General features: G+C 53.9%; 20 protein-coding genes. 12 read left to right on the forward strand and 8 right to left on the reverse strand.

Annotation, left to right across the window (positions count from 1 at the left end; genetic code table 11):
- Positions 1-307: 307 nt before the first annotated feature.
- The 10 genes from AAGA79_RS00875 to AAGA79_RS00920 all read left to right on the forward strand — a co-directional run bounded on the left by AAGA79_RS00875 (position 308) and on the right by AAGA79_RS00920 (position 9,375).
- Positions 308-1,234: a sugar phosphate isomerase/epimerase family protein gene (locus AAGA79_RS00875; RefSeq protein WP_411826894.1), complete on the forward strand. Its 927-nt coding sequence runs from the start codon at positions 308-310 to the stop codon at positions 1,232-1,234.
- A gap of 165 nt (positions 1,235-1,399) precedes the next feature.
- Positions 1,400-1,711, forward strand: a complete 312-nt coding sequence (locus tag AAGA79_RS00880) for a DUF4212 domain-containing protein (protein WP_411826895.1) — start codon at positions 1,400-1,402, stop codon at positions 1,709-1,711.
- Between the two features lie 6 nt (positions 1,712-1,717).
- Entirely contained in the window at positions 1,718-3,571 is a 1,854-nt protein-coding gene (locus tag AAGA79_RS00885; RefSeq protein ID WP_411826896.1) for a sodium:solute symporter family protein, read from the forward strand.
- A 40-nt stretch (positions 3,572-3,611) separates the two neighbouring features.
- Positions 3,612-4,061, forward strand: coding sequence for a vgr related protein (locus AAGA79_RS00890; protein ID WP_411826897.1), 450 nt, complete (start codon positions 3,612-3,614; stop codon positions 4,059-4,061).
- Positions 4,062-4,124: 63 nt separating this feature from the next.
- Positions 4,125-4,904 carry a DUF3450 family protein gene (locus AAGA79_RS00895; protein WP_411826898.1) on the forward strand — a complete coding sequence of 260 codons (780 nt, stop codon included), beginning with the start codon at positions 4,125-4,127 and terminating at the stop codon, positions 4,902-4,904.
- A 42-nt stretch (positions 4,905-4,946) separates the two neighbouring features.
- Positions 4,947-6,302, forward strand: a complete 1,356-nt coding sequence (locus AAGA79_RS00900) for a MotA/TolQ/ExbB proton channel family protein (RefSeq protein WP_411826899.1) — start codon at positions 4,947-4,949, stop codon at positions 6,300-6,302.
- Positions 6,299-6,862: a MotA/TolQ/ExbB proton channel family protein gene (locus AAGA79_RS00905; protein ID WP_411826900.1), complete on the forward strand. Its 564-nt coding sequence runs from the start codon at positions 6,299-6,301 to the stop codon at positions 6,860-6,862. Before AAGA79_RS00900 ends, AAGA79_RS00905 begins: the two co-directional genes overlap by 4 nt.
- Positions 6,863-6,879: 17 nt before the next feature.
- Complete coding sequence (locus tag AAGA79_RS00910; RefSeq protein WP_411826901.1) at positions 6,880-7,263, forward strand: ExbD/TolR family protein; 384 nt, start codon at positions 6,880-6,882, stop codon at positions 7,261-7,263.
- Complete coding sequence (locus AAGA79_RS00915) at positions 7,260-7,976, forward strand: energy transducer TonB (protein WP_411826902.1); 717 nt, start codon at positions 7,260-7,262, stop codon at positions 7,974-7,976. The genes AAGA79_RS00910 and AAGA79_RS00915 overlap by 4 nt, the downstream gene beginning before the upstream one ends.
- A 22-nt stretch (positions 7,977-7,998) precedes the next feature.
- The gene (locus AAGA79_RS00920) at positions 7,999-9,375 is read left to right on the forward strand and encodes a tetratricopeptide repeat protein (protein ID WP_411826903.1); all 1,377 of its coding nucleotides are present in this window, start codon (positions 7,999-8,001) and stop codon (positions 9,373-9,375) included.
- A gap of 56 nt (positions 9,376-9,431) precedes the next feature.
- Here AAGA79_RS00920 and AAGA79_RS00925 read toward each other — a convergent pair whose 3' ends face one another.
- Positions 9,432-9,590 (reverse strand): entericidin A/B family lipoprotein, encoded by a 159-nt coding sequence (locus tag AAGA79_RS00925; RefSeq protein ID WP_411826904.1) that lies wholly within the window; start codon positions 9,588-9,590, stop codon positions 9,432-9,434.
- 238 nt (positions 9,591-9,828) lie between these two features.
- Between AAGA79_RS00925 and AAGA79_RS00930 the strand changes: the two genes are divergently transcribed.
- Entirely contained in the window at positions 9,829-10,224 is a 396-nt protein-coding gene (locus AAGA79_RS00930) for a DUF4870 domain-containing protein (protein WP_411826905.1), read from the forward strand.
- On the opposite strand, the gene gcvP is transcribed toward AAGA79_RS00930, so the two are convergent.
- Complete coding sequence (gcvP, locus tag AAGA79_RS00935; RefSeq protein ID WP_411828205.1) at positions 10,221-13,046, reverse strand: aminomethyl-transferring glycine dehydrogenase; 2,826 nt, start codon at positions 13,044-13,046, stop codon at positions 10,221-10,223. The genes AAGA79_RS00930 and gcvP overlap by 4 nt on opposite strands.
- Positions 13,047-13,149: 103 nt before the next feature.
- Here gcvP and AAGA79_RS00940 point away from each other — a divergent pair, with 103 nt between their 5' ends.
- A complete protein-coding gene (locus AAGA79_RS00940; protein WP_411826906.1) occupies positions 13,150-13,656 on the forward strand; it encodes a pyridoxamine 5'-phosphate oxidase family protein in 507 nt (168 codons plus the stop codon).
- Positions 13,657-13,689: 33 nt separating this feature from the next.
- On the opposite strand, the gene AAGA79_RS00945 is transcribed toward AAGA79_RS00940, so the two are convergent.
- The 6 genes from AAGA79_RS00945 to AAGA79_RS00970 all read right to left on the reverse strand — a co-directional run bounded on the left by AAGA79_RS00945 (position 13,690) and on the right by AAGA79_RS00970 (position 24,524).
- Entirely contained in the window at positions 13,690-14,589 is a 900-nt protein-coding gene (locus AAGA79_RS00945) for a neutral zinc metallopeptidase (RefSeq protein ID WP_411826907.1), read from the reverse strand.
- 22 nt (positions 14,590-14,611) lie between these two features.
- A complete protein-coding gene (locus AAGA79_RS00950; protein WP_411826908.1) occupies positions 14,612-16,501 on the reverse strand; it encodes an enoyl-CoA hydratase-related protein in 1,890 nt (629 codons plus the stop codon).
- A 12-nt stretch (positions 16,502-16,513) separates the two neighbouring features.
- Entirely contained in the window at positions 16,514-17,722 is a 1,209-nt protein-coding gene (locus tag AAGA79_RS00955; RefSeq protein ID WP_411826909.1) for a thiolase family protein, read from the reverse strand.
- 79 nt (positions 17,723-17,801) lie between these two features.
- Complete coding sequence (locus AAGA79_RS00960; protein WP_411826910.1) at positions 17,802-20,096, reverse strand: Tex family protein; 2,295 nt, start codon at positions 20,094-20,096, stop codon at positions 17,802-17,804.
- 193 nt (positions 20,097-20,289) lie between these two features.
- Entirely contained in the window at positions 20,290-20,982 is a 693-nt protein-coding gene (locus AAGA79_RS00965; RefSeq protein ID WP_411826911.1) for a hypothetical protein, read from the reverse strand.
- Positions 20,983-21,044: 62 nt separating this feature from the next.
- Positions 21,045-24,524 carry a putative Ig domain-containing protein gene (locus tag AAGA79_RS00970; RefSeq protein ID WP_411826912.1) on the reverse strand — a complete coding sequence of 1,160 codons (3,480 nt, stop codon included), beginning with the start codon at positions 24,522-24,524 and terminating at the stop codon, positions 21,045-21,047.
- Between the last annotated feature and the right edge of the window lie 100 nt (positions 24,525-24,624).

Raw genomic sequence — 24,624 nt, forward strand, 5'->3', positions numbered from 1 at the left:
GGACCTATATTTTCATCAGCTGTAAGATCTTAAGGGTGATCTCCGAGCGGCCTCGTCCTTCTCTCTATGTCAGGCGAAAACTACGTGTAATGCTGTGGTGGTGGTTTTGTGGCCTGATCGAATTCTAACCTGAAGAAAGCCTGTGGTGATCATCAATGGATATATTTTTGCCAATATCTTTCGCTGCGATAATATTGATATGAAGCGGGCCGAATCAACGATTGCGGGATTGTTTGCGAAGGCCAATTTGTTGGTGGGACCGAAATAGCGTTTAGAATTTTAGATTTAGCGGGTAGGGTTTTGCGAGATGCTTGCCTTCTCTACCTGCTGGAATAACGCGCGCCACACGGATGGCGAGGCGATGGTTCAAGAGATCCTCGATCTTGGATTTCAGAATCTCGAGCTTTCCCACGGGATGACTGTGGCGAAGATCCCGGGGATCAGAAAGGCCTTCGCCGCCGGGATGTTCCGCTGCGCCGGGGTTCACAATTATTTCCCTTCGCCTGTGGAGGTCATGATCGATGCGCCGGATGCGTATGAATACACTTCCCACCGGCCCTACGATCGGAAACGGGCGATGGATATGACTTTAAAAACCCTTGAGCTGGCAGCTGAATTCCGTGCGGAATATGTGGTGCTTCACATGGGATCCACTCCATTGAACGCGAAAAAGTTCACCAAACCACTCACCGCCAAGGTATCTGCCGGGGAGGGGAGAACAGAAAGTTATGTGAAGGATAAGATCAAGTTCATCAAAAAACGCGAAAAAATCGCTCCGCTCTATTATCACCGGGCGATTGAGGCGCTTGAGGAGATTGTGACTAAGGCAGAGGAATACGGGGTGAAGCTAGCGGTGGAATCCCGCTCCCGCTTCGAGGATATGCCGAATGAGCGCGAAATGGTGAGGCTTCAGGAGCATTTCAGGGATAATCCATGGATCGGTTATTGGCATGACTTCGGTCACGTGCAGTTAAAGCATAACCTGGGTCTGCTGGATCATCATGAGTGGCTGGAGACGATTTCCCCACATCTCATTGGCGGGCATGTCCACGATGTGCAATGGCCGGCCCGCGATCACCGGGTTCCGTTCACCGGCACGCTCGATTACGATTCATTGCTACCATTTTTCCCTGAGAATTGTCCGCTGATCTGGGAGCTCAGTCCGACTCGTGAAACTGAGGAAATCAAGGAATCCCTCGGTATCTGGAAGGCAAGATACGCAGACCGCTGCTGAGTGGTTGGGCTTCGTACTGCAGGATTGGTTCACTTGTGGCCGGTGATTTCCAATGGAGTAGAAAATCAATCTTCCGAACGATAGGGGTGTAAGGGTCTTATTTTTTGATTTCCCCATTCCCTTGCGCACACCGCTTGTGTATTCGTGGAGGCTAGTAATTTATTTATGAACGATAAAACCCCACCCGAACCTTCGGCTGCCCAGCTCGCTGAACAAGGCTCCCGATATTGGAAAAAGAATATAACGATACTTAGCTGTATTCTGGTGGTGTGGTTCACGGTCAGTTTTGGTTGCGGTATTTTGTTCCGCGACTGGCTGGACGTTAATTTTCCGAAGGTTGGAAGTGCTCCCTTCGGATTCTGGATGGCCCAGCAGGGCTCGATCATCAGTTTTATCCTGCTTCTCCTTGCCTACAGCTTTCTGATGAACCGCCTGGACAAAAGCAGTGGCTACGTCTCTCTGGAAAAAAACCAATAAACTACAATGTCCCAAGATACCTGGAACTTCATTTTGATCGGCATTTCGTTTGCCATTTATATCGGCATTGCCGTGAAATCCCGCGCGGTTTCCACCAAGGAATACTACACAGCGGGTGGTGGTGTATCACCCTTGGCCAATGGAATGGCTACGGCGGCGGATTGGATGTCTGCGGCCACATTTATCTCCATGGCCGGCGTTGTGGCCTCATCCGGCTATGACGGATCCCGCTTTCTGATGGGGTGGACCGGTGGTTTTGTTTTGTTGACGGTGCTGATGGTTCCGTTTCTCCGGAAATTTGGAAAATCCACTGTCCCTGATTTCATTGGTGATCGCTTCTATTCCAAGACCGCACGCTTTGTCGCGGTGCTATGCGCCATATTCATCTGCATGACTTATATCATGGGGCAGATGCGCGGAGTGGGAGTGGTGTTTTCCCAGCTTTTTGGGATCGGGATTCCACTTGGCGTGGTTATCGGTGCTTCGATTGTTTTCTTCTACGCCGGCCTGGGAGGCATGAAAGGCATCACCTACACGCAGGTGGCTCAGTACTGCGTCATGGCTTTTGCCTATACTATTCCTGCGGTATTCATCGCGATCATTCTCACGAACAATGTAGTGCCGCAGCTCGGTCTGATTGGTGATTATACACAGGGAAACGCTCCGCCGGTCCCTTTCCTTGAGAAGCTCAACAATATCAATACTTCCATCGGTTTCTCGAAATACACGGATGGATCGCTTTCCAAGATTGATATGTTCTGTATCACCGCAGCATTGATGTGCGGGACAGCGGGCCTGCCCCATGTGATTGTCCGGTTCTTTACCGTAAAGGATGTAAAAGCCGTCCGTAAATCCGCGTGTTGGACGCTGGTTTTCATCGCGGTGATCTACCTCACAGCGCCTACGATCGGCGCGTTTTCCAGGGTAAATCTGATCGAGAAGCTCAACAATACCCCTTACGTAGAGGCTCCGTCATGGCTCGCGGAGTATGAGGCCACCGGCCAAATGGCATGGGTGGATAAAAACGATGATGGGATCATCAATATATTTGGTCCCGCAACTTCAAGCGCGGCTAAGAAAAACAACGAGGTGTTCATCAGCGACGATGGGAATCCGAAATATCCCGCCGCAGATGCGGATGAATCCCTGAAAACAGGTAAGCACGGGGAGCGCTTGCTCTCCCTGAAACCGGATCTGACAAATCCCAACGAGCTCTATTTCGGGACGGATATCATGGTTATGGCAACTCCTGCGATGGGCGGGCTTCCGAAGTGGGTTATCGCACTTCTGATGGCTGGCTGCATTGCAGCTGCCCTATCGACAGCCGCAGGCCTGCTACTCGTGCTTTCCACATCGATCTCCCACGATCTGATGAAGAACATCATCAAGCCGGATCTCAGTGATAAGGACGAAGTAAAATATGCCCGGATTGCTTCATTCGTAGCCCTCGGAGTAGCTACATATTTCGGCATAAATCCACCATCCGCCTTCATTGCGAAAACAGTGGCGTTCGCGTTCGGCCTCGCGGCCTCTTCGTTTTTCCCGACCCTTCTGCTGGGTATTTTCTACAAACGCATGAACAAGGAAGGCGCAATCACCGGTATGATCTGCGGAATTCTTTTCACCATGGGATACATCATATATTTCCAATTCCTCGGCGGCACCGCGGATCAGCGCCTCTTCGGCATATCACCGGAGGGAATCGGTTTCGTAGGTATGTTGGTGAACTTCGCGACCGCCTTTATCGTCAGATCGTTCACACCGGAACCTCCGGAACATATTCAGCATATGGTTGACCGGATTCGCCGCCCCGTTGCTGCAATAGGAGAGGAAGATATTGCACCGCCGTCCGATCATTGAGCGAATGCAGTAATTTCCCGGAAAATTCGCATTCATCGCCGTGGCATCGCCAAGTTGGAAATCCCGTCCGCTGACCCAAGGTGAGATCGAGATGTCGAAGCTGGTCCTCACTGATAAGATCGATTTTCACAGAGTCCGGCTGATGAGAGAAAAGGCTTATTTTTTCCAGCCTCGAAACACCACCATGGCACCGGATGGGAATATATGGTTCCACCCGGACAGCGAGCTTATCAACGGACCATTTGCGGATGATTTCTCCCAGGCTCCGTTGCCTGTTCGGGCTCATCTGATACACGAGCTTACCCATGTCATGCAGTTCCAGCAGGGTGTGGACCTCTTACTGGAAAAGCTTCTCATGTTTTTCCGATACGGACCATATGGCGGCTATCAATATTCGCCAGGTCAGGCATTTGAATCCTACAATATCGAGCAGCAGGCCTGCATCATGGAGGATCACTTTCGCGACCGATTTTCCCAAAGCCTCGGATAGGATTTGAAATTTTTTTCAGCAGCTTGGTTCCGGTGGTTCTTTTCATTTGACCCTGAGATAATAATGTCCACCATCGCCGCGGAGTTGAGACTCATTCTCAATAAGAAATTTATGCACCGTTACGCTATCATATTCCTCGTGTTGGTTACAGGTCTGCAGGCGCAGACTACAGACCCTGCTGTTGTCGAACTGCGGGAAACCATTTCGAAAATCGTCGATACCCAGACGCTGGAATCAAAGGAGCGAATTGACTGGGAAGTGCGCAAGGCGGAGATGGACGAACTCCTGAAACTTCATGCACAAGAGCTGAAACTACTGAACGAAGAAATGGACGAGGCTGGGAACTCCGCTCAAGGGCACTTGGAATCCACTGAGGAACTACAGGCGGATGTCGCCGCACTGAAGGCCACCCGGAGTGTTATGGCGGAGGCGATTTCCCGAAATGTCCCGCGCACGCTGGCATTGGCAAAGAGCTTTCCAGGCCCGCTCGTCAATGAATCCGAAGAGGACCTGGCGAAGCTGAAATCCTGGAAGCCAAGCGATGAGCCGCGCGAGGTTCTCCGCTCAATGCTTTCACTTCTGGGAAAAGCCCACGATTTCAACCGCAGGTATAATCGTTCTACGGAAATCCACGATTCCCGCCAGGTGCAGGTTCTTTACCTCGGCCTTGCCCGCGCGTTTTATACAGATGGGAAGTCCTCTAGCGGGATTGGTCAGCCGGGGCCTGATGGTTGGGTCTGGACGCCACAGCCGGAAATCAAGGGAGAGCTTCTTAAAGCATTTGAAACCCTGGAGAAAACCCGCCCGCCTTCCATGGTCGAGCTCCCGCTGAAGCTCGACTGATCCCGGAGTAAGAAATTCAACTGATCGAACCTTTTTTACCACATGTTCTCTACCAAACCGTTTCTCGTTCTCATGGCGCTCAGCATTTCGCTCAGCGCGGAAACAACCATTCCCGAGGCGCTCAAATCGGCCGAAACCGATCTCACCCGCGCACTTTCAGCCTTGGAAAAGACCCGCGAAGAAATCGCCGCGGAGAAGCCGGAACTCTCCGCGGAATACCGTAAGGTAGAGCAGGAGCTTCAGGAAAAGCGCAGACTCATCCGTATTGCCCGCCAATCCAGGATGGATCGTGCCGAAGAACTGCGCGGTCTGCAGCGTGATTACGCCACACGCAGCCAGGATGCCGGATATATTGCCGGAATGCTGAAAGACTACGCGTTGAAATCCGATACCCAGGCGCCAGCGGGCACTCCGGCGATCGAAGTTTCTCCGGAAATCATCGCCGCCACCGCGGATGATCCTGCCGAGGCACTTGAGAGTCGTTTGGTGATTCTTGATGCTGCCCTTGCCCAAATGGAGGAAATCATGGGTGGCTCGAAAGCACCCGGCCAAGCAGTAGATTCCGATGGGAATGTGATTCAGGGGACGATTGCAGCAGTAGGCCCGGCTTCATACTTCCTGGCTGAAGATAAATCAACCGGAGGCGACCTGCTTTCCACGGATTCCGCAGGCATGCATACCTTCATTTCCGGCGATACCGGCACAATCGGAAAACTTTTCTCAGGAAGTGAGGCGAAATTGGCGCTTGATCCTACCGGTGGCGATGCACGTGCCATGGAAGAAATCAACGGCGGCCCTTTGGAGCTGGTTCGCAAAGGCGGACTCTGGATCTGGCCGATTATGTTCCTTGCAGTGCTTTCGCTGTTCTTCGGAATCGTGAAACTCGCGCAGTTCCTCCGCTACCGGGAGCCGAGCGAAGCCTGGATCACCGCGATCCTTGCCGCTCTAAGGAATGGGGATCGTGCCAAGGCTGCAGAGCTTGCCGCCTCGCAGAATCACCCGGCTGGAGCAGTGATGGAGAAACTGGTGGCCGTTTCCGATCAGTCACAGGATCTGGCTGAGGAGACTCTCTACGAGCAATTGATGGGAGTTCAGGAGAAGGTGGGATCAATGCTTCCTGTTGTTGCTATTACCGCTGCCACCGCTCCGCTGCTGGGCCTTCTTGGTACCGTTTCCGGGATGATCTCGACTTTCAATCTCATCACGCTTTTCGGCTCAGGGGATCCAAAACCACTCGCGGGAGGTATTTCCGAAGCGCTCATCACCACGCTTTTCGGACTAGTTGTGGCCATTCCGGCACTAATCCTCCATGCCTTTCTCTCCCGCCGTGCTACTGGAATCACCCAGAAAACAGAACGCCTGGGCCTTTCGTTCATTAACGGACTCCGTGTGAAATGATCCAAGCCATCCAACAGATTATCCACGAGGGCGGGCCGACCTTGATCGCGCTGCTTCTGCTTGCCGTAGCGATCTATTCCACGCTTTTCAGCACTTGGCGCAACTTACTCGCCACCCGGAAAACAGTGGATGAGAGCCATCGGCCGAAATCTTCCGGCGTGGGATCATCCATGCCATGGGAGAGGCGGGAGCTCTCCTCCCGTGAAATCATCCGCGGCCACGCCTCGTTGGAACTCGATCAAATCGCCTGGGTGGAGCGCCGGCTACCGTTTCTCACCATTCTTATCTCAGTGGCGCCATTGCTCGGCCTACTGGGCACGGTCGCCGGTATGCTGATCACCTTCTCGGGGATGGCGGCTGGCAGCGAGGCTCCGTTGGACACCATTTCCACCGGTATTTCCCGGGCGTTGGTAACGACCCAGGCCGGACTGATCATCGCGATTCCGGCCGCGTTTCTTCTGGCGCTGATCAAGCGCCAGGCGGAAACCACACACCTCACGTTGCAAAAGCATCTGCACAGCGCTCTTGCAGGAAACTCCAGCCCGACCTCCCTACCATGAGAAGATTCCGTCATAGCATGAATTCCTCGGAGGCTTCGGGGATAGATATATCACCATTGATCGATGTGGTGTTCCTACTGCTGATTTTCTTCATCGTCACCACTGTGTTTGTGGAGGAAACAGGGATCGAGGTTTCCAAGCCGCGTGCTGCAAGCTCCCAGGATCTTGAGCGCCAGAGTATTCTGTTGGCCATTACCGCCGAGGGGCGCGTATGGCAGGGTGGCCGGGAAATCGGTCAGGACGGAGTGCGCGCGGTAGTTTCCGCGCTTCTGGAGGAGACCCCGGAATCTCCCGTTATTATTCGTGCGGATTCCGCCACACCCACACAAGCCACCGTGCAGGTGATCGATTCCGCCAAACTCGCAGGAGCGGGTTCTGTCTCATTAGCTACCGAAGAGTGAATTTCAAATCCACCATCATCGGCATCGTAGCATCCGCCATACTTCTGGCGGTGCTCGGAGTGGCGCGCTTGTTCACCGTTTCCTCGGACGTGCCGGAGCTGAAGGTCCGTGAAATAGAAACGATCAATTTCGAACCTCCACCACCGCCGCCTCCGTCCGAACCCGAGGAAGAGCAGCCTGTAAGTTCACCGCCGGCACTCACCACGGTCAGTGAAATCCCGGATGCCACTCGGGTTCCTATCCCACAGGCCCAGGTGCCTATGAATATCACGGCTCCCGTGGAGGAATTTTTCACAGATGTGGCACCCGCCCCTCTGCCGACACCGCCAAAGCCCGCCACACCGAAGAAATCGAACTATTCGAAACCGTTTTTCAAAAAGCAGCCGAATTACCAGAAGCCTACGCCAAAGCCTGTGGTGAAATCCCACTACACCCCCAGTGAGCTGGACGGCACGCCACGTTTGATAAGGCATGGCTCCACGAGTTTTCCCAGCTCGCTCGCCCGGCAGGGAATTACCAAAGGCACGGTTGTCTTCGAGGTGGAGCTCTCCACATCGGGGGGCGTCAGTATCCGCCGCACAATTTCATCCACGCATCCTGATTTGGTATCGGCAGCCCGCCGGGTAGCCTCGGGAGCGCGGTTCACAGCACCCAAGCGCAATGGCCAACCAGTGAAAGCAATCATGCGCTGGCCAATCGTCATCCAGAAATAGAAATTTTCAGAAGTTACCGGTTATGAGTTATTTTTCATCCAACAACAGCGGGTTCAAAGCCCACGCGGGCTTTTCCGTGATCTACCTATGTGCATCCGCATTCGCACTTTCGGCGGAGCCCTTGCCACTTTCCTCGTCTTATTGGAAAGATCCCGCATTTCAGAAATCGTTCAACGGATCCTATCGGATCGAGGCCAGAATCGAGCCGAATGTCAGCACGGAAGAGCGCGGTTTGCTGGTGAAAATCCAGGAATACATGGCGGACGGGAAACGGACGGTTTCGCTGGATACATTGAAATCCTCGTCTCTCACCGCGAAGTCTCCGGCGCTGCTTTTCAATTTGGGAAATCTCCATTTTGAAAAAGGCGAACACAAGGAAGCAATCGAGAGCTACAAGAAAGCGCTGGATGCTTATCCATCTTTCCGCCGGGCACACCGGAATCTGGCCTTGGCGCTGGTAAGTGAAAATGATCTGGAGAACGCGCTGAAACATCTCACCGAAGCTGTCCGGCTCGGCGATTCAGAGGGCACAACCTACGGTATGCTCGGCTACTGCCGGCTTTCTCAAGGTGAAATCGCCAGTGCTCTTCAGGCTTACCGGTTGGCGCAAGTTACCGAGCCGGAAGTTCCGGAATGGAAAGCGGGAATCGCCCAGTGCCTCCAGAATATGGGTGACGACAGGGAGGCGATCACCCTACTGGATGAAATTATCCGGCAGCGTCCACTGGAGCCGTCCTATGCCGTCCTTCAATCGAATCTTTACCTCGGTGTAGATAAGCCGGATGCGGCTGCGAAGGCGTTGGAAATGCCCTTCCGCCTGAACCTGCTCTCTCCCGATGAAACCCTCCAACTCGCTGGTCTGCATTTGCGTGCGGGTCTTTCAGAAGTGGCGAAAGACAGGATCGAGACTGCATATTCCGGTGAGGAAAAGCCGGGAACCGATGCGGTGCTGAGGTTGGTGGAAACCGCATCGGCGGATTCCGACTGGCCGATGGTGAAAGATCTTTTGGAAAAGGCGGAAACGGAAAATCCTCCACGCTCGTTGAAATTGGCGAAGGCGCGCTATCTCATCGGTTCGGAGGAGAGCCCGGCGGATGGTGAAAAAATTCTGGAGGCGTTGATCGACGAAGATCCTACGGATGGAACCACGCTGCTGATACTTGCGAAATACCGTATGCAAGTTGGCCAGAATGGTTCCGCAGAGCTGCTTTTGGAACGAGCCGTGACTGATGTTTCCACCGCCTATGAGGCAAATGTGGAGCTGGCACGTCTGATGGTTGCCGCACAGCGTTATGATTCCGCTTTGGAAGCAGTGGACGCCGCACTTGAGCTGAAGAAAAGCGAACAACTCACGCGCTATCGCGAGGCGCTGGCCAATACTCTCTCCGCCTCTAAATAGAAAAAAGGCAGTAACTTGCGTTACTGCCTTTTCTGTTGTTGTTTGTTCCGGCTGAATTAACGGGATGCAGCGCCTTCGATGGCGTTTCCTGTATCCTCCACGTCATTGCCAAAGCCCTTCACTGTCTGGCAGGAAGGTGCAGCGGCTGCCGCGAAAAGGATTGAAAGGCCCGCATACATGAATGTGCGGGAGAATTTAGTTTGTAGTTTATTCATAACGTTTGTTTTGTGGATAAAGATTGGATTCATAATACCTAAGCTATTGCAATTTCTGATCCACTGACGCTTTATTTGGATAAATCCTTTATATTCAAAGGTTTGCGGTTAGGTCTGTGGTTTGTTGGAGCCGGGTGGGGATTGCAAATTGCGAGGTTTGATTCCGTGTGATGACAGTTTGCAATGAAGCCAATTCGAATTGTGCATTCCGGTGCTCCGGCTAGGCTTCTGTTCAGCTATGGAAAACGATTCCAACCCAACACCAGGCACTTCACCTCCATTGTTACCCGCCATCCAGCAGACACCACCGCCGGTTCGTCCCTCGGGAAGTGATAATCTTCTGATTATTTTCTGCCACGTTTCCGTTCTGCTTGGGGTCGGGCTACTGGTGCCGCTGATTGTCTACATCGTTTCAAAGGACGACTCCCCGGAGGTGGCATATCACGCGAAAGAGGCGTTGAATTTCCACATCTCCATTCTGATCTACTCCTTGATCTGTGTGATCACCTGCGTGGGAATTATCCTGATCATCCCGCTCAGCATCGGCTCGATGGTGCTGGCCATTCTCGCCACCATCGCGGCGGCGGAAGGGAAGCGTTACGAGTATCCGATGACGATGCGGTTGGTTTCCTAGCGCTGGGCGTAGGCTTCCACTGTATCGCAGGTGCAGACGAGATTGCGGTCGCCGTGCACGTTGTCGATCCTGGAGACTGCAGGCCAGAATTTGTGAACCTTGAGATAAGGTAGCGGGAAGGCTGCCTGCTGCCGGGTGTAGCCGTGCGGCCATTCATCCGCGCACATCACACTGTTGGTATGTGGTGCGTTCTTTAGCGGGTTATCTGTGGCGTCCATTTTCCCATCGATGATGTCCTGGATTTCTCCGTGTATGGAAATCATCGCATCGCAGAAGCGGTCGAGCTCGGTCTTCGATTCCGATTCGGTAGGCTCGATCATGAGGGTGCCGGTGACCGGGAATGACATGGTCGGTGAGTGGAAACCGTAGTCCATCAGGCGTTTCGCGATATCCTCCACGCCGATTCCGGATTCCTTGGAGAGCGGACGGCAATCGATGATGCACTCGTGCGCTACAAGGCCGGATTTACCGGTGTAGAGAATGGGGAAAGAGCTGCTGAGACGTTTGGCCACGTAGTTTGCATTCAGGATCGCGATTTCCGTGGCATTTTTAAGTCCGGCGGCGCCCATCATGGCGATATACATCCACGAGATGGTGTTGATGGAGGCACTGCCGTATGCGGCTGAGCAGACGGCGTGAGACTTATCTTCCATCGAGAAATGCCCCGGAAGAAACGGAACAAGCTGCGGGGCGACTCCGATCGGGCCGACACCCGGACCTCCGCCACCGTGTGGAATGCAGAAGGTTTTGTGTAGATTGAGGTGGCAGACATCAGCGCCGATGAGGCCGGGGGAGGTGAGGCCGACTTGGGCGTTCATGTTTGCGCCATCCATATAGACCTGGCCGCCGGCCTCGTGGATGATATCGGTAATTTCACGGATGGTTTCCTCGAACACCCCGTGTGTGGACGGGTAGGTAACCATCAGGGCGGAGAGGTTGTCACGGTGGGTTGCAGTGAGGGCTTTGAGGTCCTCCATATCGATGTTGCCTGCGTCATCGCATTTCACGCCGACGATTTTCATGCCGCACATGACCGCCGAGGCAGGGTTGGTGCCGTGGGCGGAAACCGGGATGAGACAGATGTGGCGGTGACCCTCGCCGCGTGATTCGTGATAGCGGCGGATGGCGATGAGACCGGCGTATTCGCCCTGTGAGCCTGCATTTGGCTGGAGGGAAACGGCTGCGAAACCGGTGATTTCAGCAAGCCAGTTTTCCAGTTGCGTGAGCATCTCGATGTAGCCGGTGGTCTGGTTTGCCGGGGCGAAGGGGTGGATGGAGGAAACTTCCGGCCAACTGAGCGGAAGCATTTCCGAGGTGGCGTTCAGCTTCATGGTGCATGACCCAAGGGCGATCATGGATTCATTCAGCGTGAGATCTTTTGTCTCCAGACGCTTGAGGTAACGGAGCATCTCCGTTTCAGAATGGTATGCATTGAAGGCCGGAGCGGTGAGGAATTCCGAGGTGCGGGAGAGGCTCTCTCCCCAGGAAACGTCCTGTGGTTTCTCGGAAGGCCGCTCGATTTTGAAGAGTTTGCAGAGATTCCAGATATCCGTGGAAGTGGTGGTCTCATCGAGAGAAATGCCGACGTGACTGCCATCGATGAGGCGGAGGTTGAAGCCGCTTTCCGGCGCTAGCATTACCAGCTCTTCAGCACGCTCCGTGCATACGACGAGGGTATCGAAATACGCGCCGTCTTCGACAATTTCTCCGCCGGCTGTGAGTGCATTCTGAAGCTCGCGGGCTTTCGAGTGAATGCTACGGGCGATTTCCTTGAGGCCTTTCGGGCCGTGGTAAACCGCATACATGGAAGCGATAACGGCGAGGAGAACCTGCGCTGTGCAGATGTTCGAAGTAGCTTTGTCGCGGCGGATGTGTTGCTCGCGTGTTTGAAGAGCAAGGCGGTATGCTGGCTGGCCTTGGGAGTCGACGGAAACTCCGATCAGGCGGCCCGGCATTTTTCTTTTCAGTTTATCGATGCAAGCCATGAAGCCCGCATGTGGACCACCGAAGCCGAGTGGGACGCCGAAGCGTTGGGAAGAACCTACGCAAATATCCGCGCCGAATTCGCCCGGAGCTTTCAGGAGAGTGAGAGCCATGAGGTCCGCCGCGCAGATTGTGATGGCTCCTGCTTCCTTGGATTTCGCGAAAAAATTGGTGAAGTCGTCAATGCGGCCACGGGTATCCGGGTATTGAACGATGACTGCAAAGAGTCCTTCCGCCGTTGTTGGATCGAAAGTTGCCCAGTCACCGATGATGACTTTCATACCGAGCGGCTCAGCCCGGGTGACCACTACATCGATCGTTTGCGGATGGCAGCGGTCCGAGATGAAAATAGCGGTGCCTTTTGGTTTGTTGGAGAGTGCCAGAGTGACGGCTTCGGCTGCCGCTGTTCCTTCATCGAGTAGGGATGCATTGGATACATCCAGGCCGGTAAGATCTGTCACCATGGTCTGGAAATTGAGCAGCGCCTCCAGGCGGCCTTGGGCGATCTCTGCCTGGTAAGGCGTGTAAGCTGTATACCAGCCGGGATTTTCCAGCACGTTTCGCAAGATGACACCCGGTGTGAGGGTTCCGTAGTAACCTTGGCCGATGAAACTTTTCACCACCACGTTCTGGGACATCCAGCTTTTCAGCCAGCTGAGTGCATCATTTTCGGAAAGTGGCTCCGGGAGATCCAGCTCTCTGTCCATTCGGATCCCGTTTGGAACAGCTTCGAAAATTAGCTCATCGAGCGTGCCGTGGCCCACTTGTTGGAGCATTTCGGATTGATCGGCGGGAGTGGGACCGATGTGGCGGGGTAGGAATGAGGAGGTGGCGGCCATGGTTGCGGGAATTTCTTGCCCCAGAAATGGACGACCTGCAACCCTGATCGAATGCATGGACTCTTCCATTTGACCGCGGGCAAAGCTTGTTGAATACTAAAGTATGTCAGACACAAAAAATCTAATCTCGGAGGAAGCAATCTCGAAGCTTCAGGAAATCGTTAAAAACTCAGACACCTGCATGTTTGCGACCAACCTCGGCCAAGTTCCAGCCCACGTATGTCCGATGCGGGTCCAGGAAGCTGACTATGAAGGCCGTTTGTGGTTCTTCAGCAGTATCGACAGCACACATAATGCTCATATAAATGCGGATTCACGCGTTCAGCTAAATTTCGCAAATACTCCTGATATGGAGTTCATGACTATCTACGGTACGGCCTCGATTTCGACCGATAAAGATTTGATCCAAAGGCTATGGAACCCGCTGGTAAATGCGTGGTTTGAAGGCGGCCAAGATGATCCCAATGTTTCGCTGATCTGCGTGCAGCCAGCGGTGGCCCACTACTGGGACACGGAGGACGGCAAACTTATCACCATGGCTAAAATGCTGGTGAAGGCCGCAACCGGCGCGGATATCCAGACAGGAGTGGACGGAAATTTGAACGTCTAGTCGAACGCTTCAGCAACCTACAGCCGCTGTAGATTACAGCTGGCTGTAGGGCATTGAAAAGGTATCGCCGTCTTCGATCCTGCCACTTTCGAGGCCTTTTTTGAACCAACGCATGCGTTGATCCGAGGTGCCGTGTGTGAAGGTGTGGGGGACGACTCTACCTTGGGATTTCTTCTGGATGGCATCGTCACCGATGGCGTTGGCGGCGCCCATTGCTTCCATGATGTCTTCACGGTCGATCTTGAAATATTCCATGGATTGCTTGGCCCACATGCCGGCGTAAAAATCCGCCTGCAGTTCAAGGCGAACGGACATTTCGTTTTGTTTCGAGGTGCCTCGTGCCGCGTTGACCTTGTTGGTGGTGCCTAGCAGGTGCTGGACGTGGTGTCCTACTTCGTGGGCAATCACGTAGGCTTGGGCGAAATCTCCCGGGGCATTGAAAGTTCGGGCAAGTTCATCGTAGAAGCTAAGATCTATATAGATTTTCTCATCACCGGGGCAGTAGAACGGTCCCATGGAGGCGCTGCCTTGACCGCAGGCCGTGCGGGTAGCGCCGGTGTAGACCTGCATTTCCGGAAGCTTGTAGGTTTTGCCAATTCTTGAGAATTCCTCGGTCCAGACTTCTTCCGTGCCGCCGAGCACCGTGGCGATGAAGGTGTAAAGTTCCTGTTCTTCGGGGCTCGCATTGACTGGACTACTGCTGCTGCTGGTAGGAGCGCTTCCGCCGAGGAGCATGTTCGGATCTACGATGCCGAGTTTCCAGAGGACTACTCCGGCAACGATGGCGATGAGAATGCCTTTGATTCCGAATTTCCTGCCGATTAGTGAGAGCAGCCCCATTCCGATTCCGCGACCTCCACCCATTCCGGCGGTGCTTCTGCGGCCCCTGGCATCTTCAACATTTGAACTCTGGCGTCGACCTTTCCATTCCATAAGGAAAATAATGTGCTGTTAATTAACGAAGATGCAAGCTGGTGCTGCGGAAAGGTGGGAATCCGGTTCCGAGGACCATAAGCAGGTCGATTTCCTCGCGGGTGGCGACCAGTCCCTCCGCCAAGCAGAGTTCTGCTTCACGGATGATGATGCCGGAAAGGATTTCGGCGGTGTTTTTCGGCGTGTCATCGGTGCCGGTCTGGAACCCGATGACTTCCGCGTTCACGGCCGGGAAAGGTGTGTCGTAGACGAAAAATCCGCTTCCGGTGTTGCTGCCCTGGTTCCCTGCGGAAAGGAGTTCGACTACGGTTTCCGGGATCGGAATGCGGTCGGGGAAGGCTTGATGGAGGATTTTCGCGTGTTCGAGGACGGTTTGCAGGCCGATCAGATCGATCAGGTGTAGCGGGCCGATCGTCATTCCAAACTCCAGCATGGCATCGTCGATATCTTCGGGATCCGCGCCGTTCTTAAATAGATCCGAAGCAGCGGAAAGATATGAGATCAGCAGGCGGGAGATGACGAAGCCGGGCGAGTCATGGACGATAACCGGGATCTTTCCGATCGAGTGGACGAGAGCGGTGATCGCATTGAGCGATTCGGTGGAGGTGAAATCGGTGCGGATGACTTCAACTACCGGGCAGTTGGGAAGGAAGTTCGGGAAATGTAACCCAAGGTGGCGCTCCGGATTTTCGAAATATTGCGAATTAGGAGAAATCGGGAGGGCGGCGGAGTGGGTTGCGATTATCGCTTTGGGGTTGATTTCCGAAGGGGATTTTTCATCCGCTGAGGTCACGATTACGAGATCACTACGGAGTAAAGATACCGGCGATTCAGCTGGGTGAATACGGTCGAGGGAGCGGTCTGACTGAATTTGCGAGATTCTGCTCGCCTTTACCGATGTGGAAAAGGAATCGGAAATTGTCTGCATTGCCTGCGCGAGTGTTTCGATGGAATCTTCACGGAGGATGGTCTGAATCTCCGCCAGGCTCAGAATTCCGGCGATATCGCAGCCGTTCGGACTGGCTCCTATGACGGCTGCGTGATTGAAACCGTGGGGACGAATCGAGAGCTGGTGGCTGCGCTTGTTTGCGGAAAATCGCAGTAGGTTCCGGGTCGTCGGTAATTTCAGCAGGGACTGGAGGGCCTCGAGTTCGGCTTGCTGGGATTGCACGCGGGTTCTACCGATGGATGTGACGGCAACTTCGAGGGCGGCTTCGATGGATGCGGTGTGCTCGGTTTTCCGCTTCTGCAGCTCCTTGAGAAATTGCTTTTTTGTCAGCGTGGCTACGGCCTGATTGTGGACGATGGGGTTGTGCGTATGATGGCGCTTCCCTTTATCAATAAAATCGAGGGCGCGATCCGCGAGTTGCTCTATGTGTGAAATTTCATCGATCAGGCCTTTTTCACGGGCTCTTTCCACGGAGTAGGATTGTGAGGAAAGTAATACCGGAAGGGAGTCCGGCAGTCCTAGTAGCTCTGGGAGGCGGGTGGTGCCTCCCCACGCGGGGAGAATGCCTTGTGATACCTCGGGGAGCGAAATTTCCGTATCTGATTCATTGCTGCCGATCCGCCAGTCACAGGCGAGTGCCAGCTCGAACCCGCCGCCGATGCATGGACCATTGATGGCGGCAACGGTGGGGAACTCCATATCCGATATCCGATTGAAGATGCTCTGGCCGGTGGCGATGAGCTGGCTGGACTCCTTCGGGTTTGCGGTGGCGAGTTCGGCAAGATCAGATCCGATGAAATAGGGAAAAACGATAAGTCCATCGACAGCGTGGCAGGAAAGTTCGTCGAGACGCTCTGACAGTTCCGCTAAAGTTCTGGCGCCTAGCACACCCGCGTTATCGCCGTCTTTGGAGAAGACCAGATACGCGATGGATTTTTCGAAATGGAGAGAAATGTTTGGCAAGTTGCGGGGCGGTTAGGGTTTCTCCAAATAGATCGCAGCTCCTTGGCCGCCGCTGATCGAGGTGGTGACCAGGGCGCGGCTGGTGGTGTTTTCCCGGAGTTGTCCCAGTGCGCTGAGAATCATGCGCGGTCCGGAGGCGGAGGTGGGATGGCCAAACGCGATGGAGCCGCCGTGACGGTTGATCTTCTCTGCCGGAACTTCGTAACCGAGGTCTTCCAAAGCTGAGATGATGGCAAGTGCCTGAACCGCGAAGGCCTCGTGAATTTCTATCAGGTCCGCACTATCAGGGGTGAGGCCGGAGAGTTGCTTGGCTCTTTCAATTGCCGCGAGTGGGCCTAGATCAGGCGCCAATGGATCGCATCCGGCGTATGCGTAGGTCGCCACGCGTCCGAGAGGATCGAGCCCCAATCTTTGGGCAACAGCCTCGGTGCCTACGAGAAAAGCGACGGCTCCGTCAGCATTTTGGCAGGAATTGGAATGGGTTACGGATTGTGATGTAGGTCCGAAGCTTGAGTCTGATTCATCGGGCGGATTTGATGGAGAGTCGTGCTGGATTGCGGTGCCGTTTATGAAAACCGGGCAAATTTCTCCGGAGAGAGCCATGCGGGAGGACTCGGCTTTTGCGCGGGATTCTGCGGCGTAATTATCCTGGTCCGTTTTCGAGATGCCGGATTCGCGGGCTAGTTTTTCCGCGATTTCCACGGATGTCTTTCCGGTGAACAGATCACGCTGGGTCATCTCAAGTCCGCTTTTCGGCCGGAAGTCGGATAGGTTGAAATTGGCGGCGGCGGAGAGTTTTTGGCCGGAAGATTTCGCACGGCTGAGATCGGCGAAGTGGAGTGCGGCTTCGTTCGGGAATAGCAGGGGGATATTGCTCATACTCTCCGTGGCGCCGACCAAAAATAGCTCGCCCTGGCCGGCGGCGATGCGCTGATGCGCGGAGGTGAGGGCCTCAAGGCCGGATGCACTGTTCCGCTGCACGGTGCTTGCGGGGACGTGCCCTGGGATGCCCGCGCGGAGTGCGATGCTGCGGGCAATGTTCGCGGATTCGATGGGCGGATAGGCGCAGCCGAAGATGACCTCCGAGATTTCCGCTGGATCGATTCCCGTTTTGAGAAGCAGGGAGGAGACAACCGCGCGCCCGAGATCGGAGGCGGAGAGAGGAGACAGCTCGCCGCCGATTTCATAGAATGGAGTGCGTGTGGCGGCGAGTATGAACACGTGTGTGTTCTAAACTTTATTCAGCTAGAATAAAATCCTAGTTTTGTGGCTGTGTGAAACTTTGGGGAGGTGGGTTTCCTTAGCGTTTCTTTGCGTTGTTCATGGCTTGGGAAAACCAGTCGTTGCCGGACGGGGCGGGGCGTGAGTTTTCACGGCGCTGTTGTGGGCGGCGGTTTTGGTTGTCGCCGGGGCTGGAGTTCCGCTGGCGTGGCTCGAAATCTGGGTTGAATTTCATGGAGAGGCCGATCCGGTTGCGTTTCAAATCGACTTCCATGACGGTGACCTGGACTTTCTGGCCGACTTTGACGACTTCTGATGCATCGCGGACGAATTGATCGGATAGCTGGCTTACGTGGACGAGGCCGTCCTGGTGGACGCCGATGTCGACGAATGCTCCGAAAGCGGTGACGTTGGTGACGATGCCGGGGAGTTTGAGGCCCTGGGTAAGGTCGGATGGTTTCTCGACTCCTTCCTGAAAGGAGAAGGCTTCGAAGGCTTTGCGGGGATCGCGGCCGGGTTTTGAGAGTTCCGCAAGGATGTCCTGAAGGGTAGGGAGGCCGACGTCTTCGGAAACATAGTTCTGAAGGCTGATTTTTTTCCGCAGGGAGTCCTGCTGCATGAGATCCGGGACGGAGCAGCCAAGGTCTGCGGCCATTTTTTCCACCAGCGGGTAGCGCTCCGGGTGAACGGCCGAGGAATCGAGCGGGTGGGCTGCGCCGCGGATGCGTAGGAATCCCGCGGCCTGCTCGAAGGCTTTTTCACCGAGGCGGGGGACTTCCTTAAGCTGGGCACGGGATGTGAAACCGCCTTTTTCCGTGCGGTAGGAGACGATGTTTTCCGCAAGGGTATTGCTGAGGCCGGAGACGTAGGCGAGGAGGTGCTTCGAGGCGGTATTGAGCTCTACTCCGACGCCGTTCACACAGGATACGACGGTATCATCGAGGGAGGTTTTGAGGGCTCGCTGGTCGACATCGTGCTGGTATTGGCCGACGCCGATTGCCTTGGGATCAATTTTCACGAGCTCCGCGAGGGGGTCCATGAGGCGGCGGCCGATGGAGACTGCACCGCGGACGGTGACGTCCTGATCGGGAAATTCATCACGGGCTGCTTCCGAGGCGGAGTAGATTGAGGCACCGCTTTCATTGACCATGATGACCTGGATGGAAGAGGGGAGTTTGAGCTTTTTGACGAAGGATTCCGTCTCGCGGGAGGCGGTGCCGTTGCCGATGGCGATGGCCTCGATGTCGTATTTCTTGAGAAGTGTGGCGAGCTCGGTGGCGGCTTCGTATTGCTGGCTGTTGGAGCCGGCGGTGGCGTGGAGAACGGTGTGGTGGAGGAGTTTTCCCTGGGCATCGAGGACGACGGTTTTGCAACCGGTGCGGAAGCCTGGATCGATGGCGAGGGTGCGTTTCCCGCCGAGGGGGGAGGCCAGCATGAGCTCGCGAAGATTCTCGGCGAATACCTGAATGGCGGTTTCATCGGCACGTTTTTTACCGAGGAGGCGCATTTCCGTTTCCATGGATGGGAGGAGGAGGCGCTTGCAGCCGTCTTCAACAGCAAGGCGGATTTGCTCGGCGGCTTCGCCTTTTCCGGAAACCCAGGATGGTACGGCGATGTTGGTGATGCGCTCGAGTGGGACTTCCACGCGCATGAACAGGAATGCTTCTTTTTCCCCACGTCGGATGGCGAGCATGCGGTGGGATGGGATGGATTTGAAGGGTTCCGACCACTCGAAGTAATCGCGGAATTTCGCGGCGTCCGCCTCTTCTTCTTTTCCATACATGATCTTGGAGGAGACGGTGGCTTCTTCCTCGTAGATCTTGCGGGCTTGGCCGCGGAGTGTGGCATCGTCTGCAACACGCTCTGCGATGATATCGCGTGCGCCTGCCAAGGCTTCTTCCGCGGTGGTGACTTCCTTTTCCTCGCTAATGAATTTCGCGGCTTCCTCGGCGGGGTCCGCGTTTTGGTTTTCGAGGAGGAAATCGGCGAGTGGCTCGAGGCCTTTTTCGAGGGCTTTGGTGGCGCGTGTCTGGCGTTTCGGGCGGAAGGGGGCGAAAATGTCTTCGAGCGCGGTGAGGGTGAGGGCTGCGAGGACCTTTTTCTTTAGTTCTTCTGTGAGAAGTTTCCTCTCGTCGAGGGATTTGAGAATGGTGGTGCGGCGGGAGTCGAGCTCGGCGAGCTGCTGCATGCGGTCACGGATTGTCTGGATCTGGACTTCATCTAGCTCGCCGGTGGCCTCTTTTCGGTAGCGGGAAATGAAGGGGATGGTCGCGCCTTCAGCGAGGAGCTCTGCGGTGGCGGTGACGGAGGAAAGCTTGATGCCGGTTTCTGCGGCGATGAGCTCAAGGTGGGCTGAAGAAGTGGCGTTGGACATAAAACGGGGGCTGGTTTTATGTTGGGAGGTGGGGGGATGGCAAGCGGTGGTGGTGCTTTTTTGCCAGCCATTTCAACTCAAGCATCAGGTGTGCGGATAGGGAGGGAGTGATTTCACCCCGAATGTGCAACCTCTGATGGTTAAACGAAATATCTGAAACGAATCCACCAAGTGGTGTCCTGACCCATAGATTTCAGTCGTTTGTGCGACTGAAGATTTCCTCAAACGGAACGTCTTGGTCCAGGATATCCTGAAAGGCTTCCACCGGCATGTTATCGATGTGTATCTCTACCAAATACCTGTTTTTTACGAGTAGCTGGATACTGCCGCTCTCTTCGACTGAATCATACTCTTGGTTCATCCGGTATCCGGGTTCGTCATAAGTAGTCGTGAATCCGCTTTCTGTATGGGTTTCTTCAAGGTCATGGTTGAATCCGAGGCTTTTGACCAGTTGTTCATCAGCCATCTCCCCGATATCGGATATTTCTAACTCCATTCGTCCGCTATCATCCCATTCGTAGCGGCCCCGGGCGCGAAGGACGGTTTGGCCGTTGATTTGACGGCTATCCTGGAATAGCTCGCCATGCTCACGTATCCATTCAGGTAGGAGTTCACATAAGTCCTCGGGTGTCTTCTCGGTTTCCACGGTCTGGATCGCGTTCGTTTCGGCTTCCTCAACGGGACTATTATTCGTTGATAGCTCCGGTTGTAGTTGGAAGCTTTTTTGGACTTTCAATGGCTTCGGATTTGGTGACGGGACCGTTGCTGGCACAGAAACCTGGACGAGCGGTGGAGAGTCCCCGGATCTGAGTAGAAGAAGACTTCCAGCACCGAGCAGGAGAGCGAGCAGGAGGGCCACGGTAAAAACTTTTTTAGTTTTAGTCATGCTTGGTTGTATTTGGTGAAACGAGAACCGGCACCCGGATGGATGCCGGTGCAAATGGATTCTTAGTTGTTCAATCCGGAGAAATCGATCCCCTGTATCCAGGCCGGGAAGTTCTGGCCGGAATATCCGCGGCTTATGGTAACCTCATCATTGTCCGTATAACGGCTCCAGAGCTTCGCCCTTGATACGGAATCACCGGTTGCATTACATCCGTTGTAAACCCAGCCGAAACGAGCGCCTGATGGTGCGGAATTAACTGTAACAGCCAAGTCAGTATCGCCTACGTTGCCATCGGTCTTGAAACGATTATCAACACTCAAGTCAGGGTGAGTCATGGTGTAGACATCAAACCAATAGGTATCCGTGTATTCAGAGCCCACTGCCACTGTGCTCTCGGTTGCATTTTGGTTTACACCATTTCCTAGGGTTACAAGGCAGCCTTCTGCTCCATCACCGACACCGGAGTCCAAGCGGGTTCCTGTTCCCCAGACCCATGTGTTGTCGCGCGAAACCGGATTGATCGCTACAGAAGTATACTCACCAGTCGCATTGGCTCCGTTTCCTCCGTTGCTTCCTGTAACTAGGCTATGTTGAACATTCCATTCGGAGCCCCATTCTACGACAAAGGTTGTTGCTGTGACGTCCAGCAAGGTCTCACCCGCAGAATTTCGGTTCCAGCTGATTGTGTTGCTACCGGTGGGGTAGAAGCGGGTGTGAGCGCTCGCGTTGTCATAGCCGGTTGTTGGAGTGCCTGTGTAACTCACGCCGCCACCACGATAGCCACCGAAGAGGACGACTTGGTTGATGTCATTCCAAGCTGTTCCTACTTCTGTTCCTGAATTTCCGGATATGTCTACTGAAGCGATGTCGACAAGGTCAAAGCCGGCTGCGCTTGTTGGGTTGGTGCATTCAACCACGGTGACGACACCTTCCCAATCATAAGCCGCGGTGGAGCGGGTGAGTATGATTTGGTTGTTATTGCCGCTTCCCACCATATCTCCTGCGTATCTGTTGCCTCCATAAGGCACGCCAGTAACACGGGCGTAGTCGTTGTCAGGAAGAGATGTCCCGTTGCCATCACGTGAACCGCGCACAAGGATGAAGTAATCATCTGCCAGGTTTTGGTCTAGAACTAGGGTTTTCTGAGTTCCTGTGAAGTCTCCTGTAGTCAGGTAGTATTCTGTGACTCGGATTCCTGCGGGGCTATCATTCACTGCTGGGTCAGTCCCGTTCTGATATTCCTGCCAGTTTTGAATGCCATCACCATCAGTGTCGGCCTGCGCTCCAGTGTCAGAGGCTTCGATCCCATAGCTCGCCAGCCACTCTCTTGGTGTGTTGTTGTAAACGAGGGCGCTGACATTCACTGATAAAGTCACCTCACGGCTTCCTGCCATTCCATTAGAATCGCTCAAGATCAGATCAAACGTATAGGACGTGGAATATACATCAGTTGGAACTCCACTGAGAACCCAGTTACCTGAGTTGCTCGGGCTTTCAGAAATTGAGAGCCACGAAGGAGCATTTCCAGATGGAAGGATTGCTGTAATATTATCACCTTCCGGATCCCAGAAGTCGGTGTTCTCAACTAGGGTATGATTGTAATTTGAATCATCGGCATCAGGAAGCCAGGTGTAATGCCGCGCCCAGCTTGGTGGACCGGGGTTTTGGAATTCTGCCAAATGTGCATCGAGTTCCTGCAACTGTGTAAGCGCCCAGCCGCGAAGTGTTTCGGGGCCTCGAACTATGGAGCCCTCCCACGTCATATGACCGCCAGCCTGCATGGCTTCCAGATTCCACTGATTAAAATCTGCTTGAGTCCATGCCTGGGTCCCGCCGTATTGCCAATTTGCAGTGCCTAGCTTGGAGTGGAAGTTTCCCACGACTCCATCGTCCCATGTGTAAATCCCTCCGTCGTGGACGAAACCGTTCTTTTCCGTCATTTTTTGGACGTGCCTGTAGTTGCTCACAAAAATGCTTTCATTTCTGGTTGGGTTCACTGCCGTGCTGGCGTGGCTGCTATTTCCGTTATAAGCATGGCCAAATGTAAAATCATCAAATCGTGATGGGCGGGAATACGGGAAAGATGAATCGGTGATAAGATCATCGCCCATCCGCCCGCGATTGAAGGAAACTGGGATTTCAGGGTTTCCGGCATGAATAGCATTGGCAAATGCCTGGAAGATTCTCTCTTGCTCAATCACTCCTGTTCCTGCGCTATCTCCATTTTTTCCCATATCGTCCGCAGAGTCAAAAACCCATGAACTTACATATTGGCCGTAACGTAGTGCGTATTCCTTCAGCACATATTCCGCATAGCAGAACATGTATTTCCTATCAGGAAACGTTGCTGTAGCATCCTCGTATTGCTGGGTGGTGCTGTTCCAAATCCCGGTGTGGTAAGGCTGGCTATTGATAAACGCCTGAACTTCCGGGTTGGTGTCACAATAGTTTTTCCAGCGATCAGTAAAGGCCTGAAGGGCGACTGTATTGGTTCCGTTGAAATTCTCAGAATTGGAGTAAACCTTCACGCCAATCCCGACCTCTCTAACGCCCAGGATCTCCGCGAGGAATGGATCGTTTTGTGGCTCACCTAGACTCAGGTCGCCCCATGTAGGGACTGGTGCGTCAATTTCAGCACCGCCAACAGATGAGAGCCCTAATGCAATGCTTTCCAATAGGTTATGCGGAGCGTTGTGTGTTCCTGAACCGATAGCACCTTCGTTAAGTCGGGCTATCGTGGAGTGAATGGTTTTGAGTGTCTTGATGTTCTCCACATCACCCTGTCCACCAGTCCAGCCACCTCTTATACTCTCAGCGCGTTCGCCTTGTGCATAGGCAGTTTCAAGCTGGATGGATTGGATCGATTTGGCACCGCCGTTGTCATCTTGGCCGTAGACTGCCACATGGTAATTCTTACTTAGATCAAATCCTTCCGGCAAAGCACCGGAAGCCTCGTATTCACCATTGATGCGGTAGCACCAATAGCCGCCGACACCGATCTCGATTGTCACCTCGCAGGTTTCACCTGCTACGAACTGAGTTCTGGTTCCAGATTGATCTAGTGTGACACGTGTTGATCCATTGGTGAAGTTGAGCCCTTGGGAAGCCACTCCGCCAACAGCTGTCACATTGGCACCGATGCTATATACACTGTTATTTGCACGGAAGGGATTATCACCGCTCAGAGTGGAGATATTCGTGTCGTCACTGATAAGTCCGAATGCGAGGCTATTTGCTCCTGTGCTGGCAATCGAGCCAGCCGTGTATTGCACTGTAAGCTTGAACCCTGTGTCCGACTGGAATGTATTGGCCGAATATAGGATGGCTCTGGCCCCGGATCCTGTCCCATTTATAATGAAATTTGCATCGCCTGTATCATCCCATGCATTTGTATTTATTGTTCGATTGACGGCTCCTCCGCCCGCTCCTGAGTTGGTACTCAGTCCATCACCATCGAATTTGTCTTGGTAGATGGTATCCGCTTGAGCAAGTGCCCCGCTAAGGAGGAATGCCGAAACTGTGTATATTCGTTTATATTTCATTGTGTTGGGTTTTTATCCTGGAAAGAAATTTAAATTTTTTCAGAAAAACATAAAAGGATGCGACCTGATAAGGTTTTTCCCTTTGAATATTAAATCACTC

The sequence above is a fragment of the Luteolibacter sp. AS25 genome (genome assembly GCF_046736275.1).
Classification (GTDB): Bacteria; Verrucomicrobiota; Verrucomicrobiia; order Verrucomicrobiales; family Akkermansiaceae; genus Luteolibacter.

Coding starts and splice junctions, on each gene's coding strand:
- AAGA79_RS00875 (WP_411826894.1), top strand. CDS start 308: ATGCTTGCCTTCTCTACCTGCTGGAATAACGCGCGCCACACGGATGGC.
- AAGA79_RS00880 (WP_411826895.1), top strand. CDS start 1,400: ATGAACGATAAAACCCCACCCGAACCTTCGGCTGCCCAGCTCGCTGAA.
- AAGA79_RS00885 (WP_411826896.1), top strand. CDS start 1,718: ATGTCCCAAGATACCTGGAACTTCATTTTGATCGGCATTTCGTTTGCC.
- AAGA79_RS00895 (WP_411826898.1), top strand. CDS start 4,125: ATGTCCACCATCGCCGCGGAGTTGAGACTCATTCTCAATAAGAAATTT.
- AAGA79_RS00900 (WP_411826899.1), top strand. CDS start 4,947: ATGTTCTCTACCAAACCGTTTCTCGTTCTCATGGCGCTCAGCATTTCG.
- AAGA79_RS00905 (WP_411826900.1), top strand. CDS start 6,299: ATGATCCAAGCCATCCAACAGATTATCCACGAGGGCGGGCCGACCTTG.
- AAGA79_RS00910 (WP_411826901.1), top strand. CDS start 6,880: ATGAATTCCTCGGAGGCTTCGGGGATAGATATATCACCATTGATCGAT.
- AAGA79_RS00920 (WP_411826903.1), top strand. CDS start 7,999: ATGAGTTATTTTTCATCCAACAACAGCGGGTTCAAAGCCCACGCGGGC.
- AAGA79_RS00925 (WP_411826904.1), bottom strand. CDS start 9,590: ATGAATAAACTACAAACTAAATTCTCCCGCACATTCATGTATGCGGGC.
- AAGA79_RS00930 (WP_411826905.1), top strand. CDS start 9,829: ATGGAAAACGATTCCAACCCAACACCAGGCACTTCACCTCCATTGTTA.
- gcvP (WP_411828205.1), bottom strand. CDS start 13,046: ATGGCCGCCACCTCCTCATTCCTACCCCGCCACATCGGTCCCACTCCC.
- AAGA79_RS00940 (WP_411826906.1), top strand. CDS start 13,150: ATGTCAGACACAAAAAATCTAATCTCGGAGGAAGCAATCTCGAAGCTT.
- AAGA79_RS00945 (WP_411826907.1), bottom strand. CDS start 14,589: ATGGAATGGAAAGGTCGACGCCAGAGTTCAAATGTTGAAGATGCCAGG.
- AAGA79_RS00960 (WP_411826910.1), bottom strand. CDS start 20,096: ATGTCCAACGCCACTTCTTCAGCCCACCTTGAGCTCATCGCCGCAGAA.
- AAGA79_RS00965 (WP_411826911.1), bottom strand. CDS start 20,982: ATGACTAAAACTAAAAAAGTTTTTACCGTGGCCCTCCTGCTCGCTCTC.
- AAGA79_RS00970 (WP_411826912.1), bottom strand. CDS start 24,524: ATGAAATATAAACGAATATACACAGTTTCGGCATTCCTCCTTAGCGGG.